General features: G+C 63.0%; 18 protein-coding genes. 16 read left to right on the forward strand and 2 right to left on the reverse strand.

Annotation, left to right across the window (positions count from 1 at the left end):
• Positions 1-21 precede the first annotated feature (21 nt).
• Genes FS665_RS21495 through murB form a run of 4 tightly spaced genes read left to right on the forward strand, consistent with a single transcriptional unit; the run spans position 22 to position 2,448 of the window.
• On the forward strand, positions 22-207 hold the full coding sequence (locus FS665_RS21495) for a Trm112 family protein (RefSeq protein ID WP_003247142.1): 186 nt from the start codon (positions 22-24) through the stop codon (positions 205-207).
• Positions 204-968 carry a 3-deoxy-manno-octulosonate cytidylyltransferase gene (gene kdsB / locus FS665_RS21500; protein WP_145193109.1) on the forward strand — a complete coding sequence of 255 codons (765 nt, stop codon included), beginning with the start codon at positions 204-206 and terminating at the stop codon, positions 966-968. The genes FS665_RS21495 and kdsB overlap by 4 nt, the downstream gene beginning before the upstream one ends.
• Positions 968-1,432 (forward strand): low molecular weight protein-tyrosine-phosphatase, encoded by a 465-nt coding sequence (locus FS665_RS21505; RefSeq protein ID WP_145193111.1) that lies wholly within the window; start codon positions 968-970, stop codon positions 1,430-1,432. The genes kdsB and FS665_RS21505 overlap by 1 nt, the downstream gene beginning before the upstream one ends.
• The gene (gene murB, locus FS665_RS21510; protein WP_145193113.1) at positions 1,429-2,448 is read left to right on the forward strand and encodes a UDP-N-acetylmuramate dehydrogenase; all 1,020 of its coding nucleotides are present in this window, start codon (positions 1,429-1,431) and stop codon (positions 2,446-2,448) included. The genes FS665_RS21505 and murB overlap by 4 nt, the downstream gene beginning before the upstream one ends.
• A gap of 109 nt (positions 2,449-2,557) precedes the next feature.
• Here the strand turns inward: murB and rne are convergent, their stop codons facing one another.
• Positions 2,558-5,860: a ribonuclease E gene (gene rne / locus FS665_RS21515; RefSeq protein ID WP_145193114.1), complete on the reverse strand. Its 3,303-nt coding sequence runs from the start codon at positions 5,858-5,860 to the stop codon at positions 2,558-2,560.
• Between the two features lie 799 nt (positions 5,861-6,659).
• Between rne and rluC the strand changes: the two genes are divergently transcribed.
• From rluC to FS665_RS21535, 3 genes are read left to right on the forward strand one after another with little or no spacing between them, the layout of a single operon-like run.
• Positions 6,660-7,616 (forward strand): 23S rRNA pseudouridine(955/2504/2580) synthase RluC, encoded by a 957-nt coding sequence (gene rluC / locus FS665_RS21525; RefSeq protein WP_145193116.1) that lies wholly within the window; start codon positions 6,660-6,662, stop codon positions 7,614-7,616.
• Positions 7,606-8,271, forward strand: a complete 666-nt coding sequence (locus tag FS665_RS21530) for an HAD family hydrolase (RefSeq protein ID WP_145193118.1) — start codon at positions 7,606-7,608, stop codon at positions 8,269-8,271. The genes rluC and FS665_RS21530 overlap by 11 nt, the downstream gene beginning before the upstream one ends.
• A gap of 18 nt (positions 8,272-8,289) precedes the next feature.
• On the forward strand, positions 8,290-9,324 hold the full coding sequence (locus FS665_RS21535; protein ID WP_256675125.1) for a S49 family peptidase: 1,035 nt from the start codon (positions 8,290-8,292) through the stop codon (positions 9,322-9,324).
• A gap of 57 nt (positions 9,325-9,381) precedes the next feature.
• On the opposite strand, the gene FS665_RS21540 is transcribed toward FS665_RS21535, so the two are convergent.
• Positions 9,382-9,960: a nucleoside triphosphate pyrophosphatase gene (locus FS665_RS21540; protein ID WP_145193120.1), complete on the reverse strand. Its 579-nt coding sequence runs from the start codon at positions 9,958-9,960 to the stop codon at positions 9,382-9,384.
• A gap of 95 nt (positions 9,961-10,055) precedes the next feature.
• Between FS665_RS21540 and FS665_RS21545 the strand changes: the two genes are divergently transcribed.
• The 9 genes from FS665_RS21545 to mltG all read left to right on the forward strand — a co-directional run bounded on the left by FS665_RS21545 (position 10,056) and on the right by mltG (position 17,415).
• Complete coding sequence (locus tag FS665_RS21545) at positions 10,056-10,583, forward strand: YceD family protein (protein ID WP_145193122.1); 528 nt, start codon at positions 10,056-10,058, stop codon at positions 10,581-10,583.
• Between the two features lie 13 nt (positions 10,584-10,596).
• Entirely contained in the window at positions 10,597-10,779 is a 183-nt protein-coding gene (rpmF, locus tag FS665_RS21550; RefSeq protein WP_008096416.1) for a 50S ribosomal protein L32, read from the forward strand.
• Between the two features lie 3 nt (positions 10,780-10,782).
• On the forward strand, positions 10,783-11,793 hold the full coding sequence (gene plsX / locus FS665_RS21555; protein ID WP_145193124.1) for a phosphate acyltransferase PlsX: 1,011 nt from the start codon (positions 10,783-10,785) through the stop codon (positions 11,791-11,793).
• 153 nt (positions 11,794-11,946) lie between these two features.
• Entirely contained in the window at positions 11,947-12,885 is a 939-nt protein-coding gene (gene fabD, locus FS665_RS21560) for an ACP S-malonyltransferase (protein WP_145193125.1), read from the forward strand.
• Positions 12,886-12,900: 15 nt separating this feature from the next.
• The gene (gene fabG, locus FS665_RS21565; RefSeq protein ID WP_145193127.1) at positions 12,901-13,641 is read left to right on the forward strand and encodes a 3-oxoacyl-ACP reductase FabG; all 741 of its coding nucleotides are present in this window, start codon (positions 12,901-12,903) and stop codon (positions 13,639-13,641) included.
• Positions 13,642-13,843: 202 nt separating this feature from the next.
• The gene (gene acpP, locus FS665_RS21570; protein ID WP_145193129.1) at positions 13,844-14,080 is read left to right on the forward strand and encodes an acyl carrier protein; all 237 of its coding nucleotides are present in this window, start codon (positions 13,844-13,846) and stop codon (positions 14,078-14,080) included.
• Between the two features lie 173 nt (positions 14,081-14,253).
• Positions 14,254-15,498, forward strand: a complete 1,245-nt coding sequence (fabF, locus tag FS665_RS21575) for a beta-ketoacyl-ACP synthase II (RefSeq protein ID WP_145193131.1) — start codon at positions 14,254-14,256, stop codon at positions 15,496-15,498.
• Positions 15,498-16,313, forward strand: coding sequence for an aminodeoxychorismate lyase (gene pabC, locus FS665_RS21580; protein WP_145193133.1), 816 nt, complete (start codon positions 15,498-15,500; stop codon positions 16,311-16,313). The genes fabF and pabC overlap by 1 nt, the downstream gene beginning before the upstream one ends.
• A 4-nt stretch (positions 16,314-16,317) precedes the next feature.
• Positions 16,318-17,415: an endolytic transglycosylase MltG gene (mltG, locus tag FS665_RS21585; RefSeq protein ID WP_256675126.1), complete on the forward strand. Its 1,098-nt coding sequence runs from the start codon at positions 16,318-16,320 to the stop codon at positions 17,413-17,415.
• Positions 17,416-17,419 lie beyond the last annotated feature (4 nt).

Below are 17,419 nucleotides of genomic sequence, written 5' to 3' on the forward strand. Positions count from 1 at the left end.
TTTGGCCTATAGGAAGTTCTCATGGACACCAAATTGCTCGATATCCTCGCTTGCCCGATCACCAAAGGCCCGCTCAAGCTCAGCGCCGACAAGACCGAGCTGATCAGCAAGGGTGCAGGCCTGGCCTACCCGATCCGTGACGGCATCCCGGTGATGCTGGAAAGCGAAGCACGGACCTTGACCGATGACGAGCGTCTGGACAAATGAGCGTCGATTTCACTGTGGTGATTCCGGCCCGACTGCGCTCCACGCGTCTGCCGGGCAAGCCGCTATTGGCCATCGCTGGCAAGCCCATGATCCAACATGTGTGGGAGCAGGCCCGCAAGAGCGGTGCCAGCCGTGTGGTCATCGCCACCGATGACGCCAGCATCGTCGAGGCCTGCCAAGCATTTGGGGCCGAGGTGCTGATGACCCGTGCAGATCACGAGTCAGGCACCGACCGCCTGGCTGAAGTCGCGGCGCACCTGGGCCTGCCGGTCGAGGCCATCATCGTCAACGTGCAAGGTGACGAGCCGTTGATCCCGCCGGTGATCATCGATCAGGTAGCGGCCAACCTTGCCGCCCACCCGCAGGCCAGCATCGCTACCCTCGCCGAGCCGATCGAGCAACCGCAGACCGTGTTCAACCCCAACGCGGTGAAGGTAGTCAGTGACAAGAATGGCCTGGCCTTGAGCTTCAGTCGCGCGCCCTTGCCTTGGGCGCGCGATGCCTTCGCCACTAATCGCGACGTGCTGCCGCAAGGCGTACCGTACCGTCGTCACATCGGCATGTATGCCTACCGTGTCGGCTTCCTCCAGGACTTCGTCAGCTGGGGCCCATGCTGGCTCGAGCAAGCCGAGGCGCTGGAGCAGCTGCGGGCCTTGTGGCATGGCGTGCGGATCCATGTCGAGGACGCGATCGAGGCGCCGGCAGTCGGTGTCGACACCCCTGAAGACCTGGAGCGCGTTCGGCGCTTGCTGGAGGCCTGATGCGCATTCTGTTCGTCTGCCTGGGTAATATCTGCCGCTCGCCGACCGCCGAAGCGGTGCTGCGTCATCAGCTGCAAGCTGCCGGCCTGGCTGATCACGTGCAGGTAGCCTCTGCCGGCACCGGTGACTGGCATGTCGGCAAAGCGCCCGACAGCCGTACCTGCAAGGCGGCGCTGGCGCGCGGCTACGATCTGTCGCAGCAGCGCGCCCAGCAGGTCAAAGCCGCGCATTTTGCCGAGTACGACCTGATCCTGGCGATGGATGAGAGCAACCTCAGTCATCTGCGCAGTTTGCGCCCACACGCTGCTGCAGGCGAGCTGGACCTGTTCCTGCGCCGCTTTGGCGCGGCAGTGGACGAAGTGCCCGACCCTTACTACGGTGGCAGCGAGGGCTTCGAGCAAGTCCTTGACCTGATCGAGGCGGCCTGCCGTGAGCTGGTCGTGGAAATCAAGGGGCGACTATGACGGCGGCTTGGCAGGAGCAGGTCTCGCTCAAGCCCTTCAATACCTTCGGTATCGACGTCAACGCCCGCTACCTGGCCCAGCCCAGCAACGATCAACAAGTGCGCGAGGCCCTGGCCGAGGCGCAACAGCGTGGGTTGGCAGTCCTGGTGATCGGTGGCGGCAGCAACCTGCTGTTGACCCGTGACATCGACGCATTGGTGCTGCACATGGCCAGTCGTGGCCGACGAGTGCTCAGCGATGATGGCGAGCAGGTGGTGGTCGAGGCCGAGGCCGGCGAGGCCTGGCATCCGTTCGTGCAATGGACGTTGGCCCAGGGCTTCTGCGGCCTTGAGAATCTCAGCCTGATTCCGGGCACGGTCGGCGCCGCGCCCATGCAGAATGTCGGCGCCTATGGCGTCGAGATCAAGGACATCTTCGCCGGCCTCACTGCGCTTGACCGCCAGACGGGTGAGCTGCGCGATTTCGATCTGCAGGCCTGTGCTTTTGGCTACCGCGATAGCGTTTTCAAGCGTAATCCGGGGCGCTGGTTGATCCTGCGCGTGCGCTTTGCCTTGAGTCATACGCTGCGAGCACACCTGGATTACGGTCCGGTGCGTCAGCGCCTGACGGAGCAGGGAGTTGATGAGCCGAGCGCCCAGGCGATCAGCGATGCCATTTGCAGTATCCGCCGCGAAAAACTGCCAGACCCTGCCGAGCTTGGCAATGCCGGGAGTTTCTTCAAGAACCCGGTGGTGTCGGCTGAATGCGCAGAGCAGATTCGCAGCCAGCATCCGGGCCTTGTGGCCTATCCGCAGGCACAGGGCCAAGTCAAGCTCGCGGCGGGCTGGCTGATCGAGCAAGCGGGCTGGAAGGGTTATCGCGAGGGCGATGCTGGGGTGCATCGTTTGCAATCGTTGGTGCTGGTCAATTATGGCCAGGCGAGCGGGGCGCAGATGCACGCGCTGGCGCTGAAAATCCAGGCTGACGTGCAGCGACGTTTTGGCGTTGAGTTGGAGATGGAGCCTAACCTCTACTGAGTGTCTGGCCCGACATTGCACTGTAGTGTGGCCGCTTGTCTCTTGATACGCAGCCAATAAAAAGCCCCGCCAGTTCGCACTGGCGGGGCTTTTCATTCAGGCCTGGCTATCAACCGTGCTGAGGCTTTTGCTCATCGGCGGTTTCCAGCACTGGCTCGGCAGCGGCTTGGGCGGCTTTGGCGGCCGCTTCGGCTTCCCGCTTGCGACGGCGCACTTCACGCGGATCGTTCGGCGCACGGCCATTGGGCAGCATGACAGTGGCGGCTTCGGCGGTTTCGACTACCGCCGGCGCCGGGGTTGGCTCAGCGATCACCGGGGCCGATTCGATAGCGACCGGTGCAGGTTCTGCGGTTGCCTCTGGCTGATGGTCGGCCGCAGGTTGCGATGCCTCGAAAGTCGGCGCTTGCTCAGCGGCTGCCTGTGGCTTTTCCGCTTCACCCGCCTCGACCACCGCAGCTTCTGCGACTGCAACCTGCTCATCGGCAGGCGCTTGAAGGGCCGGTACTTCAAGCGGCGCCGGGGTGGCGACTTCAGGCTCGGCAGCGACTGGCGCTTGGTCGGCAGCCGGCTGCGGCACGACTTCTACGACAGGCTTTTCATTGGCTTCGACGGCAGCGACCGGCTCGCTGACTGGCTGCTCGACCACTGGCGCGATGACGAACTCCTCGGTCTGGGCGACGACTTCGGTACGCTCGGCTGGCTGGGCAACCTCGCTGTCCTCGGTAGTGACCGCGACAGCGCTGGCGCGTTCGGCCTGCTGGTTGGCCTGGGCTTCGGCATCGGCGCTGATGTTGCTGCTCGCAACAGCGGCGGTGACCGCAAGACCTGCAGCGAGCTCTGCGCCAAGCTCTGTAGCCTGGTGCTGCTGCGCGGACTCCTCGTTGCCTTCTTCCTCGCTGCCTTCGATCAGATCACCGTTGGCATTGCGCTGGCGCTCACGACGATTGCTGCGACGACGCTGGCCACGCGAGCGGCGACGCGGACGCTCGCCATCGGCGCCTTCGAGCTCCTCCTGCAGCGCTTCTTCGTTCGGCAGTTGTTCCTCAGCAAGCTCGGCAGCCTGTTCGGCAACCTGCTCGGCTGGGCGTGGCTGGCGCTCGTCGCGCGCTGGGCGAGGCTGACGCTCTTCGCGAGGCGTACGCTCTTCACGCGGAGCACGTTCTTCACGCGGGGCACGTTCCTCACGCGCTTCACGCGGGGCACGTTCTTCACGCGGCGCGCGCTCTTCACGGGGTGCACGTTCTTCACGCGTTTCACGCGGGGCACGTTCTTCACGCGGGGCACGTTCTTCGCGTGGTGCGCGCTCTTCACGGGCTACGCGTTCTTCGCGCGGCTGACGCTCCTCACGCTCGGTAGGGGTGACGTCCAGCGGCTCGCGCAGCTCACGTACACGCTCTTCGCCACGGTTGCCGCGACGGTCTTCGCGCGGCTGGCGTGGCGCACGCTCTTCCCGCGGGGCACGCTCTTCACGAGGGGCGCGTTCTTCGCGAGGCGCACGTTCTTCGCGTGGTTGGCGCTCTTCACGCGGGGCGCGCTCGGCGCGGTCTTCACGTGGCTTGCGCTCTTCATCGCGGCGGCCGTTGCGGTTGCGGCTTTGCTGGCGACCGTTGCGACGCTCTTCGTTGCGCTGTGGACGTTCGGCTGCTGGCTTCTCGGCAGCGGCGACCACGGGTGCAGCAGGTTCTTCCTTGCCGGCGAACAGGCTGACCAGCGACTTCACCAGGCCCTTGAACAGGCTTGGCTCAGGGGCGCTTGGTGCCGGCGCAGGCGCTGCAGCCGGCTGCGCTTCTTCGTTCGAGGTCGGGACCGGGGCGTTGGCCCGAGCCGGTGCCGTCTTCACCGCAGCCTCCTGGCGAACCAGGGTGCGGGTAGCGGTTGGCTGCGGGGCTTCTTCGGCCTCGGAGGCGGCGATTTCGTAGCTGGACTGGTTGTTCAGCACTTCCGGATTGTCGTCGCGCAGGCGCTGGACTTCGAAGTGCGGGGTTTCCAGGTGGTCGTTCGGCAGGATGATGATGCGGGCGCGGGTGCGCAGTTCGATCTTGGTGATCGAGTTGCGCTTCTCGTTGAGCAGGAACGCGGCAACCGGAATCGGCACCTGGGCGCGAACTTCGGCGGTGCGGTCCTTCAGCGCTTCTTCTTCGATCAGGCGCAGGATCGCCAGCGACAGCGATTCGACGTCACGGATGATGCCGGTGCCGGAGCAGCGCGGGCAGACGATGCCGCTGCTTTCGCCCAGCGAAGGACGCAGGCGCTGACGCGACATTTCCAGCAGGCCGAAGCGCGAAATGCGGCCAACTTGAACGCGGGCGCGGTCGGCTTCCAGGCATTCGCGGACACGTTCTTCCACGGCGCGCTGGTTCTTCGCCGGGGTCATGTCGATGAAGTCGATGACGATCAGGCCGCCAATGTCACGCAGGCGCAACTGGCGGGCGATTTCTTCGGCCGCTTCCAGGTTGGTCTGCAGTGCGGTTTCCTCGATGTCGCTGCCTTTGGTGGCGCGCGCCGAGTTGATGTCGATGGAAACCAGCGCCTCGGTCGGGTCGATCACGATCGAGCCGCCCGACGGCAGGTCGACCACGCGCTGGAAGGCGGTTTCGATCTGGCTTTCGATCTGGAAGCGGTTGAACAGCGGTACGCTGTCTTCGTACAGCTTGACCTTGCTGGCGTACTGCGGCATCACCTGGCGGATGAACGTCAGGGCTTCTTCCTGGGCATCGATGCTGTCGATCAGCACTTCGCCGATGTCCTGGCGCAGGTAGTCGCGGATGGCGCGGATGATGACGTTGCTTTCCTGGTAGATCAGGAAAGGCGCGGCGCGATCCTGGGACGCTTCCTTGATGGCGGTCCACAGTTGCAGCAGGTAGTCGAGGTCCCACTGCATTTCTTCGCTGCTGCGGCCCAGGCCTGCAGTGCGCACGATCAGGCCCATGTCGCCTGGAACGGTGAGGCCGTTCAGCGCTTCGCGCAGTTCGTTGCGTTCTTCGCCTTCGATGCGGCGGGAAATGCCACCGGCACGCGGGTTGTTGGGCATCAGCACCAGGTAGCGGCCAGCCAGGCTGATGAAGGTGGTCAGGGCCGCGCCTTTGTTGCCGCGCTCTTCCTTCTCGACCTGGACGATGACTTCCTGGCCTTCGCTCAGGACTTCCTTGATGTTGACCCGGCCTTCAGGGGCTTTCTTGAAGTATTCGCGGGAGATTTCCTTCAGCGGCAGAAAGCCGTGACGTTCGGAGCCGAAGTCGACGAAGGCGGCTTCGAGGCTGGGCTCGATCCGGGTGATCTTGCCTTTGTAGATGTTGGCCTTTTTCTGCTCACGCGCGCCGGACTCGATGTCCAGATCGTAGAGACGTTGGCCGTCCACCAGGGCTACACGCAACTCTTCGGGTTGAGTTGCGTTAATCAGCATTCTTTTCATGTTGTACCGTCGGTTTCCGGGCTGCCGGAAACGGCGTGCGGCACACACGACTTCTCATGGTCGGTGCCAAGGTGCGCAAAGGGTAGCCGGGGCCACCCCCGTGTCGAGCGACGTTCGGCACCAGCCGGTTGCCCAGCCTGCCGTTGTCGCGACGACGCGTCCTGTTTGCTGCGGTGCCTACCAGGCCCCGGTGGCTTCGAATGGGTATCCGAATCAACCAAGCGGGCCTGGTGCACTCAGTCAGGAGGAGGAATCAACCGTCAGCCGTGGACGCCCGGGGGCATCTGTTCAGGACCTTATCCGCTCGCCGGCATGTTAATGGGCCGGTGGCCGGACGCGGTGCTACACGGTCCGAGGGCTGTGCATCTCCACCCTGCACGTATCCCTGATAATTCGGGTGCTGCCGCGCGCTGAATCCGCAACGGGTTGCATTTTTCGCCAGCTCCGATTCCAGAGCTGACGCCATTACATGTCCAAGGCAGGTATTTCCGAAGTATTCGCCGGGCGGTGCCGGAAGCGACGGGGCGGGCAGAGGTGCAGCGAAAAGAATCGGGAAGCAGGTGAACAACCACACTTGTCGTTTTTTTTCGGTCTTCTCTACACAGCGCTGGTGGCGATTCCAGGCAATTCGGTAAACTGGCGAAAACCCCGTAGGACGGCCTCGCGTCCTGCAGAATTGCGTAGGTCAGGAACCGGCCAAGGGCCTGGTTTCACTGGCCTGCCGCTTATGGCGGCGTTCGCGACTATAGCAGTAATGATTAAGTGCTTCAATTCCATAAAAAATTGTTATGATCCCGCCATGACGACCAATACCCCTCCGACTTCCGGCGTTCAGCTGATCGAAGTCGCGCCGGAGCTTGCCGGCCAACGCATCGATAATTTCCTCATCACGGCGCTCAAGGGCGTGCCCAAGACTTTGGTGTACCGCATCCTGCGCAAGGGTGAAGTGCGGGTCAACAAGGGCCGCATCAAACCTGAGTACAAGCTGCAGGCCGGCGACATCGTGCGGGTGCCGCCGGTGCGGCTCCCTGAGCGCGACGAGCCGGCCCCGGTGGCCCAGGGCCTGTTGCAGCGCTTGGAAGCTGCCATCGTCTATGAAGACAAGGCGCTGATCGTGATGAACAAGCCGGCTGGCATTGCCGTCCACGGCGGCAGCGGCCTGAGCTTTGGTGTGATCGAGGCGCTGCGCCAGTTGCGCCCCGATGCCAAGGAGCTGGAGTTGGTCCACCGCCTGGACCGCGACACCTCCGGGCTGCTGATGATCGCCAAGAAGCGCAGCATGTTGCGCCACTTGCATGCCGCCTTGCGTGGCGATGGTGTCGACAAGCGTTACATGGCCTTGGTGCGCGGTCACTGGCCGACCGCCAAGAAGCAGGTCAATGCGCCGCTGCTCAAGAGCAACCTGCGCTCCGGCGAGCGCATGGTCGAAGTCAACGACGAAGGCAAGGAGGCGCTGACGATGTTCCGTGTGCTGCGCCGCTTTGGCGAGTTCGCCACCATCGTCGAGGCGCGACCGATCACCGGGCGCACCCACCAGATTCGCGTGCACACCTTGCACGCCGGTCACATGATCGCCGGTGACAGCAAGTACGGCGACGAGGACTTCAGTCGCGAAATTCGCGAGCTGGGCGGCAAGCGCCTGTTCCTGCATGCCTACGCCCTGACCGTGCCGCTGCCAGACGGCGGCGAGTTGAAAATCGAAGCGCCGGTCGACGACGTCTGGGCCAGGACGGTGGAGCGACTCAGTGCCTCGTGACTATGAACTGCTGATTTTCGATTGGGACGGTACCTTGGCCGACTCCATCGGCCGCATCGTCGAGTCCATGAACGTGGCTGCCGAGCGCGCCGGCGAGTCACCCAGTGATGAGCAGGCGGTCAAAGGCATCATCGGTCTGTCCCTGGATGAGGCGATCCTGACGCTGTATCCCCATCTCGAGCCGGCGCATGTCGGCAGTTTTCGCCAGCACTATGCAGAGGTCTACACCACGCTCGACCAGGATCCCTCGCCGCTGTTCGATGGCGTGGTCGAATCGCTCGATGCCTTTCGCGCCCAGGGCTATCGCCTGGCGGTGGCGACCGGCAAGGCCCGCCGTGGACTGGATCGCGTGCTGAAGGCCAATGGCTGGGAGCAGTTTTTCGATATTACCCGCGCTGCGGATGAAACCCGTGGCAAACCGCATCCGTTGATGCTCGAAGAAATCCTCCGCCATTGCCGTGTCGAACCGGCGCAGGCGCTGATGGTCGGAGATTCGGCATTCGATCTGCAAATGGCCAGCAACGCCGGGATGCACTCGGTGGCGGTGGGCTATGGCGCCATGCCGCTGCAGGCGCTGGCCGAGTTCGGTCCGCAGGTGTGCATCGATCATTTTTCCCAGCTGCGCGAGTGGCTGGCTGGTTCCAGGCAGGTCTGAATCCAAGGTAGGTAAAGCATGGCTGACGAGTGGAAAGAGCCGATAAACGAAACCGAGCAAGAGCGTCTTGCTCGTGAAGGTCGCCTCGCCGAGGCCGAAGAGGCGCGGGTCGAGCGCAAGAGCTGGCACCTGCTGGAAAAGACCCTCCTGGCCGGTGTGCAGGAGCAGCGCAGGTCGCGACGCTGGGGGATCTTCTTCAAGCTGCTGACCTTCGTCTACCTGTTCGGTCTGCTGGCGCTGTTTTCACCCTTCATGGACATGGACAAGGCGGCGTCGCGCTCGGGCAATCACACGGCATTGATCGAGGTGCGCGGGGTGATCGCCGATCAGGAGTCGGCCAGTGCCGACAATCTGGTCAAGAGCTTGCGTGAGGCGTTCAAGGATGCCAAGACCAAGGCGGTGGTGCTGCGTATCAACAGTCCTGGTGGCAGCCCGGTTCAGGCGGGTTATGTGTATGACGAGATTCGCCGCCTGCGTGCCGAGCATCCGGATATCAAGTTGTATGCAGTGATTGCCGACCTCGGCGCGTCTGGCGCGTACTACATCGCCAGCGCCGCTGATGAGATCTATGCCGACAAAGCCAGTCTGGTGGGTTCGATTGGCGTGACGGCGGCGGGCTACGGGTTTGTCGGTACCATGGACAAGCTGGGCGTCGAGCGCCGTACCTACACGGCCGGGGAGCACAAGGCGTTTCTGGACCCTTTCTCGCCGGAAAAACCTGAAGAGCGTGCATTCTGGCAGGGCGTGCTGAACAACACGCACCAGCAGTTCATCGCCATGGTCAAGCAGGGCAGGGGCGATCGTTTGAAGGACAAGGAGCATCCAGAGCTGTTCAGTGGCTTGGTATGGTCGGGTGAGCAGGCCAAGGCGCTGGGCTTGATCGATGGGCTAGGCAGTGCCAGCTATGTGGCGCGCGAGATCGTCGGGGAGAAGGACCTGGTCGATTACACCGTGCAAGAATCGCCTTTCGATCGATTTTCCAAGCGTGTAGGTGCCAGTGTGGCTGAGCATCTGGCCCTGTGGATGGGGTTCCAGGGGCCGCAGTTGCGCTGAGTTCGCGATGCGTGTTGCGGCGCCCGGTGTCACGGGCGCCGCAACGCTCGAGCCAGGCTAAGGAATAACCACGCCTTCCTCGGTCAGCATGTCCACCAGTCGAATCAGCGGCAGCCCGATCAGGCTGGTCGCATCGCACCCGTGGGTGCTCTGAAACAGGCTCACGCCCAAACCCTCTGCCTTGAAGCTCCCGGCGCAATCGAGCGGTTGCTCTGCTGCTACGTAGCGCTCCACGCGCTCGCGGTCCAGCGCGCGCATCGTCACCGTGAACGGCACGCAATCGACCTGGCAATGCCCGGTCGACGTATTGAGCAACGCCAGTCCGGTCAGGAAAGTCACCTGTTTACCGCTGGCTTGGAGCAATTGCTCGCAGGCCCGTTCGGCAGTATGCGGCTTGCCGAGGATCTGCTCGCCGAGCACGGCTACCTGGTCGGAGCCGATGATCAGGTGTGCGGGGTGGCTCGTCGCCAGTGCCTCGGCTTTCTGGCGCGCCAGGCGGCGCACCAGGTCGGCGGCGGGCTCCTGGGCAAGGCGCTGTTCGTCTAGATTGGGGCTCGCCCACTGGAAGGGCAGGCGCAGGCGCGCGAGCAATTCGCGCCGGTAGGCAGAGCTGGAAGCCAGCAACAGAGGCAGCATGATAGACTCCTGATCAGTTGCACCGATTCTAACATGCAAGATGCCGCCTAATTTCCTTTGACAGGTGCGGGGGGCATCCCTAGAATGCTGCGCCTATGTTGAATGACCCGATTCCACCTCACGTTGACCCGCGCAAATTAGCCGATCGAGGCGTATCCATCACCGGTACGCTGCAACTCGCTGATTTGGAAAGACTCTGCGACCCGCTTTCCGACGATGTCGGTACGGTGCAGGCGAAGTTCGATTTTGAACGAGATGAACAGCACGTGGTGGTTATCCACAGCGAGCTGGATGTCGAAGTCAAAATGGTTTGCCAGCGTTGTCTTGAGCTGGTCACCCTGCCGATCCACAGCGAATGTACGTACGCCGTGGTGAAGGAGGGTGCGAATACCCAGTCGTTGCCGAAAGGCTATGACGTGCTGGAACTGGGCGAAGATCCATTGGATCTGCAGGCCTTGGTCGAGGAAGAGCTGTTGCTCGCCTTGCCCATCGTGCCTGCTCATCATCCGGAAGATTGCCAGCAGCCGGCGGGCGCAGACGAGCCCGACTCGAGCAAGGACGAGGTATCGCGGTCCAACCCGTTCAGTGTTTTGGCGCAGTTAAAGCGTGACCCAAACGTTTAGGAGTTAATCAATTATGGCTGTTCAGCAGAACAAAAAATCCCGCTCTGCCCGTGACATGCGCCGTTCGCACGACGCCCTGTCGGAAAACGCGCTGTCGGTAGAGAAAAGCACCGGTGAAGTACACCTGCGCCACCACGTATCGCCTGAAGGCGTATACCGTGGTCGCAAAGTGATCGACAAGGGCGCTGACGAGTAATCCTTGTCCGCTCAGATCATCGCGATCGACGCAATGGGCGGGGACTTCGGTCCCCGCAGCATTGTCCAGGCTAGCATTGCCTGCCTCACGGCTACACCCTCGCTGCACCTGACCCTCGTCGGTCAACCCTCCCTCCTTGAAGATCTTGTCGGCAGCCTTTCGGCGGCGGATCGCGCGCGCCTGCAAATCGTCGCTGCCTCTGAGGTGATCGGAATGGACGAGCGGCCCGCTCAGGCGCTGCGCAGCAAGCCGGACTCGTCGATGCGCATCGCCCTCGAACTGGTGCGTGACGGCAAGGCGCAAGCCTGCGTCAGTGCCGGCAACACGGGCGCGCTGATGGCCTTGTCGCGTTTCGTGCTAAAGACGTTGCCAGGGATCGATCGGCCGGCCATGGTGGCGGCGATTCCCACCCAAGCTGGCTATTGTCAGCTGCTCGACCTGGGCGCGAATGTCGACTGCAGTGCCGAAAACCTCTATCAGTTCGCGGTGATGGGTTCGGTGGCTGCGCAGGCCCTGGGCATTCATCGTCCGCGGGTGGCGCTGCTCAATGTCGGTACCGAAGACATCAAGGGCAATCAGCAGGTCAAGCTCGCAGCCACGCTGCTGCAAAACGCGCGTGGGCTGAACTACATCGGCTTCGTGGAAGGTGACGGGCTGTATCGCGGTGAAGCCGACGTGGTGGTTTGCGATGGGTTTGTCGGCAATATTCTGCTCAAGTCCAGCGAGGGCCTGGCGACTATGATCGGCGCTCGCATCGAGCGGCTGTTCAAGGCTGGGCCGTTGTCCCGCTTGGCTGGAGCGGTCGCCATGCCGTTGCTCAAGCGGCTGCAGGCCGACCTGGCGCCTGCGCGGCACAATGGCGCGAGTTTCCTCGGGCTGCAGGGCATTGTCATCAAGAGTCACGGTTCGGCCGGGGTCGAAGGCTTGCAGAGCGCCATTCAACGCGCGCTGATCGAAATCCAGGAAAACCTGCCTCAACGCTTGCACGGGCGGTTGGAGGATCTACTGCCCTAGTCGCCATGGCGGCAACAAAGCTTTTGGGCATTTCGCCGATGAAGTGCTTAAATGTGACCGCTTGGTCCGTGTTTCCATCCAAGTTCTCAGATTCAGCGCCGGGCCAAAGCCCGGTGCACACCATCCGACGACAAGATCATAAGGGCTTGTTCAATGTCTGCATCCCTCGCATTCGTCTTCCCCGGTCAAGGTTCTCAGTCCCTGGGCATGCTCGCCGAACTCGGCGCTGAAAAGCCGGTGGTCATCGAGACCTTCAAGGAGGCCTCCGAGGCTCTGGGTTACGACCTGTGGAAGCTGGTTCAGGAAGGCCCGGAAGAGCAACTCAATCAAACCGACAAGACCCAGCCGGCGATCCTGACGGCCTCCATCGCCCTGTGGCGCCTCTGGTTGGAAGAGGGTGGTGCGCAGCCCGCCTTCGTTTCCGGTCACAGCCTGGGTGAATACAGCGCCCTGGTTGCCGCTGGTGCGCTCTCGCTCAAGGACGCCGTGCGTCTGGTCGAGCGCCGCGGCCAGTTGATGCAGGAAGCCGTTCCTGCCGGTCATGGCGCCATGGCGGCGATCCTCGGGCTGGACGACGCCATTGTGGTGGGCATCTGCGCCGAAGCGGCCGAGGATGAAGTGGTCAGTGCGGTCAACTTCAACTCTCCAGGCCAGGTGGTCATCGCCGGCAACAAAGCGGCGGTGGACCGCGCCATCGAGCTGTGCAAAGCCAAAGGGGCCAAGCGCGCGTTGCCGCTGGCGGTCAGCGTACCCTCGCACTGCGCCCTGATGAAGCCCGCGGCCGAGCGTTTCGCCGATGCGGTCAACGCCATCGAGTGGCAGGCGCCACAGATCCCGGTGGTGCAGAACGTTTCGGCAGCCGTGCCCGCCGACCTCGAGCAGCTCAAGCAGGACCTGCTGGCCCAGCTATACCAGCCCGTACGCTGGGTGGAGTGCGTACAGACCCTGGCCGCCGGTGGCGCGGTCAACCTGGTCGAGTGCGGTCCTGGCAAGGTGCTGGCTGGCCTGAACAAGCGTTGCGCCGACGGCGTGACCACCTACAACCTCAATACCCCCGACGCCATCGCCGCCGCCCGTGCGGCGCTGGCCTGATTTGGAGAAGCTCGCATGAGCCTGCAAGGTAAAGTTGCCCTGGTCACCGGCGCCAGCCGCGGTATCGGCCAGGCTATCGCCCTCGAGCTGGGCCGCCAGGGCGCAACCGTGATCGGTACGGCCACCTCGGATTCCGGCGCCGAACGCATCGCTGCCACCCTCAAGGAGCATGGCATCGCCGGCACCGGCATGGCGCTCAACGTCACCAGCGCCGAGTCGGTCGAATCCGTACTGGCAGCCATCGGCGCGCAGTTCGGTGCCCCGGCCATCCTGGTCAACAACGCCGGCATCACCCGTGACAACCTCATGCTGCGCATGAAGGATGATGAGTGGTTCGATGTGATCGACACCAATCTCAACAGCCTTTACCGTCTGTCCAAGGGCGTGCTGCGCGGCATGACCAAGGCACGCTGGGGTCGTATCATCAGCATCGGCTCGGTCGTCGGTGCCATGGGCAACGCTGGCCAGGCCAACTATGCGGCTGCCAAGGCGGGTCTGGAAGGTTTCAGTCGCGCACTGGCGCGTGAGGTCGGCTCGCGCGGCATCACCGTCAACTCGGTGACCCCGGGCTTCATCGACACCGACATGACCCGCGAGCTGCCAGAGGCGCAGCGTGAAGCCCTGCAGACTCAGATTCCGCTGGGTCGCCTGGGCCAGGCCGACGAAATTGCCAAGGTGGTTTCGTTCCTGGCTTCGGACGGCGCAGGCTACGTTACCGGCGCTACCGTGCCGGTCAACGGCGGGATGTACATGTAAAACCGCAACGCGATGTGACGGATTGCTTTAAAAAAGAGTCATACTGCGAGCCTAAAATCCGTTATAAAGCTGCAACCAGATTCCAGGCAGAGGGTCTGCCGACTGACCGAAGGTGCGTTCCGCTTGAAAAGCGAACGTCTTTCTATAAACTTGGTCACCGGCCAGCTGCCTGACATATGTCCATTAGGAGTGAAAACTAGGTATGAGCACCATCGAAGAACGCGTCAAGAAAATCGTCGCCGAGCAACTGGGCGTCAAGGAAGAGGAAGTGACTCCTGAGAAATCCTTCGTTGATGACCTGGGTGCTGATTCCCTTGACACCGTTGAGCTGGTGATGGCTCTGGAAGAGGAATTCGAGACCGAAATTCCTGACGAAGAAGCCGAGAAGATCACTACCGTTCAAGCTGCGATCAACTACGTCAACAGCCACCAGGCTTAAGACACTGTAGTCGACGCTTTTTGTCGAGAAGAACCGCACTGCCTTCGCTGGCGTGCGGTTTTTTCTTTGCCAGCCGCGGGTGTCGTTGCCCTCGCCGCGAGAGCTTGTTGCCATTTCATTCCGTTGCTTGGATGCAATGGCAAGAAACTCTGTGATTAGAAAAGGAGAGTACTGTGTCGCGTAGACGCGTCGTGGTCACCGGTATGGGTATGCTGTCGCCACTGGGTACCGATGTACCGAGCACCTGGCAGGGCATTCTGGCTGGCCGCAGTGGCATCGGTCCGATCGAGCATACGGACTTGTCTGCCTACTCCACCCGTTTTGGCGGCTCGGTGAAAGGCTTCGAGGTCGAGCAATACCTGTCGGCCAAGGAAGCCCGCAAACTTGATCTGTTCATTCAATACGGCCTGGCGGCCGGCTTCCAGGCGGTACGCAACGCCGGGCTGGAAGTGACAGACGCCAACCGCGAGCGCATTGGTGTGGCCATGGGCTCGGGTATCGGCGGTCTGACCAATATCGAAGAAACCAGTCGTACCCTGCATGAGCAGGGCCCGCGGCGCATCTCGCCGTTCTTCGTGCCAGGCTCGATCATCAACATGATCTCGGGCTTCCTGTCGATCCACCTGGGTCTGCAGGGGCCGAACTATGCCATTGCGACCGCCTGCACCACAGGCACCCATTGCATCGGCATGGCCGCGCGCAACATTGCCTACGGCGAAGCCGACGTGATGATCGCAGGCGGCGCGGAAATGGCAGCCTGCGGCCTGGGCATGGGCGGCTTCGGGGCTTCGCGGGCGCTGTCCACGCGCAACGACGAACCAGCGCGTGCCAGCCGTCCGTGGGATAAAGGCCGTGACGGCTTCGTGCTGTCCGACGGTGCAGGTGCCCTGGTGCTCGAAGAGCTGGAGCACGCCCAGGCCCGCGGCGCGACTATCTATGCCGAGCTGGTGGGCTTCGGCATGAGCGGCGATGCTTACCACATGACCTCGCCGCCTGACAGCGGTGAGGGTGCGGCGCGCTGCATGGCCAACGCCTTGCGTGATGCTGGCGTGCAACCTGAAGAGGTGAGCTACATCAACGCTCACGGCACCTCGACGCCGGCAGGTGATATTGCCGAGGTGGCAGCTATCAAGCGCGTGTTTGGCGAGCATGCCTACAAGCTGGCCGTCAGCTCGACCAAGTCGATGACCGGTCACTTGCTCGGCGCTGCCGGTGCGGTGGAAGCGATCTTCAGCGTGCTGGCGATCAACAGTCAGATGGCCCCGCCGACCATCAACCTCGATGAGCCGGACGAGGGCTGCGATCTTGACTTCGTGCCGAATCAGGCGCGCAGCATGCCGATCGAAGTCGTGCTGTCCAACTCGTTCGGTTTCGGTGGCACCAACGGCTCGCTGGTGTTCCGCCGGTTCGCCGGCTGATGCAGAGCTGGGTCGACGGTCAGCCTGCGGCGGCAATCGCCTTGCACAACCGCGGCCTGGCCTACGGTGATGGGCTGTTTGAAACCATCGCCGTGCGCGGTGGCCGTCCGAGTCTGCTCGACGGCCACATGGCGCGCCTGGCGCTAGGATGTCAGCGCCTGGGCATCGACGCCGACATGGCGTTGATGCGCGATGAAGTACTGCGCTTTGCCAGCTTGCTTGGCGAAGGCGTTGCCAAGCTGATCGTCACGCGCGGCGACAGCCTGCGCGGCTATGCGCCGGTGCTGGACGCGGCGCCGCGGCGAATCCTGCAGGGCGCTGCGTTGCCCAGCTACCCGGCGCAGCACGCCGAACACGGCATACGGCTTTTCCCTTGCCAGACCCGCCTCGGGGAACAACCGCTGCTAGCAGGCCTCAAACACCTCAATCGCCTGGAGCAGGTGCTGGCCCGCGCCGAATGGCAGGACAGCGAGCACGCCGAAGGCTTGATGCGCGATAGCCAAGGTCGGGTGATCGAGGCGGTCTATAGCAACCTGTTTCTGCTGCGTGAGGGGGCGTTGATCACGGCCGACCTGCGTCGCTGTGGTGTAGCCGGGGTGATGCGCGGCGCTTTGCTCGAGCAGGCGCAGCACCTGGGCATGGCCGTGCAGGTGCGCGATATCGCCTTCGACGAGCTGGCGCAGGCGGACGAACTGTTCGTCTGCAACAGTGTTTATGGCATTTGGCCGGTGCGCGCTTTCGCTGCACTGAACTGGTCGCCGGGCCCGCTCACCCGTAAACTGCAGGCCGTTGCCCGTACGTTACTGGATACCTGAATTCGTGAGACGCAAATTCCTGCTGCTGCTGGAAATGAGCCTGATCCTTGCTGGCCTGGCGCTGGGTTGGTCAGCGTGGAAGATCGGCTCGGTGCTCGAGCAGCCCCTGCATGTCAGCGAAGAGCAGATGCTCGACGTGCCCACCGGGACTACGCCCAATCGCATGTTCTATCGCATGCAAGCCGATGGCTTGCTCGATGACGCCTTCTGGCTGCGCCTGTACTGGCGCTTCAACATGGCCGGCACGCCGCTGCATACCGGCGAATATCGCCTGACCCCCGGCATGAGCGTGGAAAACCTGTTCGACGCCTGGCGCCGCGGCGACGTGGTGCAGTACAACCTCACCTTGGTCGAGGGTTGGACGTTCCGCCAGGTGCGCGCGGCAGTAGCCAAGCATGAAAAGCTCAAGCATACGCTCGATGGCCTGAGTGATGCGCAAGTGATGGACAAGCTTGGCCATACCGGTGTGTTCCCCGAAGGGCGCTTCTTCCCTGACACCTACCGCTTCGTGCGTGGCATGAGCGATGTCGAGCTGCTGCAACAGGCCTACATGCGCCTGGACGAAGTGCTGGCCAAGGAATGGGCCGCGCGCGCCACCGATCTTCCTTACCGCGACCCCTACCAGGCGCTCATCATGGCGTCGTTGGTTGAGAAGGAAACCGGTATCCCGCAGGAGCGCGGACAGATCGCAGGTGTGTTCATTCGGCGCCTGCGCCTGGGCATGATGCTGCAGACCGACCCGACGGTCATCTATGGCATGGGCGAGCGCTACAACGGCAGAATCACCCGTGCCGACCTGCGTGAACCTACCCCCTACAACACCTACACCATCACCGGCCTGCCGCCGACTCCCATCGCCATGGTCGGGCGCGAGGCGATCCATGCCGCGCTCAATCCGGCCGATGGCACCAGCCTGTATTTCGTCGCTCGCGGCGATGGCAGCCACGTGTTCTCCGACGACCTGGACGACCATAACTCGGCAGTTCGCGAGTTTCAGCTCAAGCGCCGTGCCGATTACCGCTCTAGCCCGGCCACGCAGCCTGCGCCTGCCGAGCCTGCTGCGCAACCGGCCGACGCGTCGGCGCCAGATCAACCCCAGTAAGGAC

The sequence above is a fragment of the Pseudomonas sp. URMO17WK12:I11 genome, from assembly GCF_007677725.1.
Lineage (GTDB): Bacteria > Pseudomonadota > Gammaproteobacteria > Pseudomonadales > Pseudomonadaceae > Aquipseudomonas.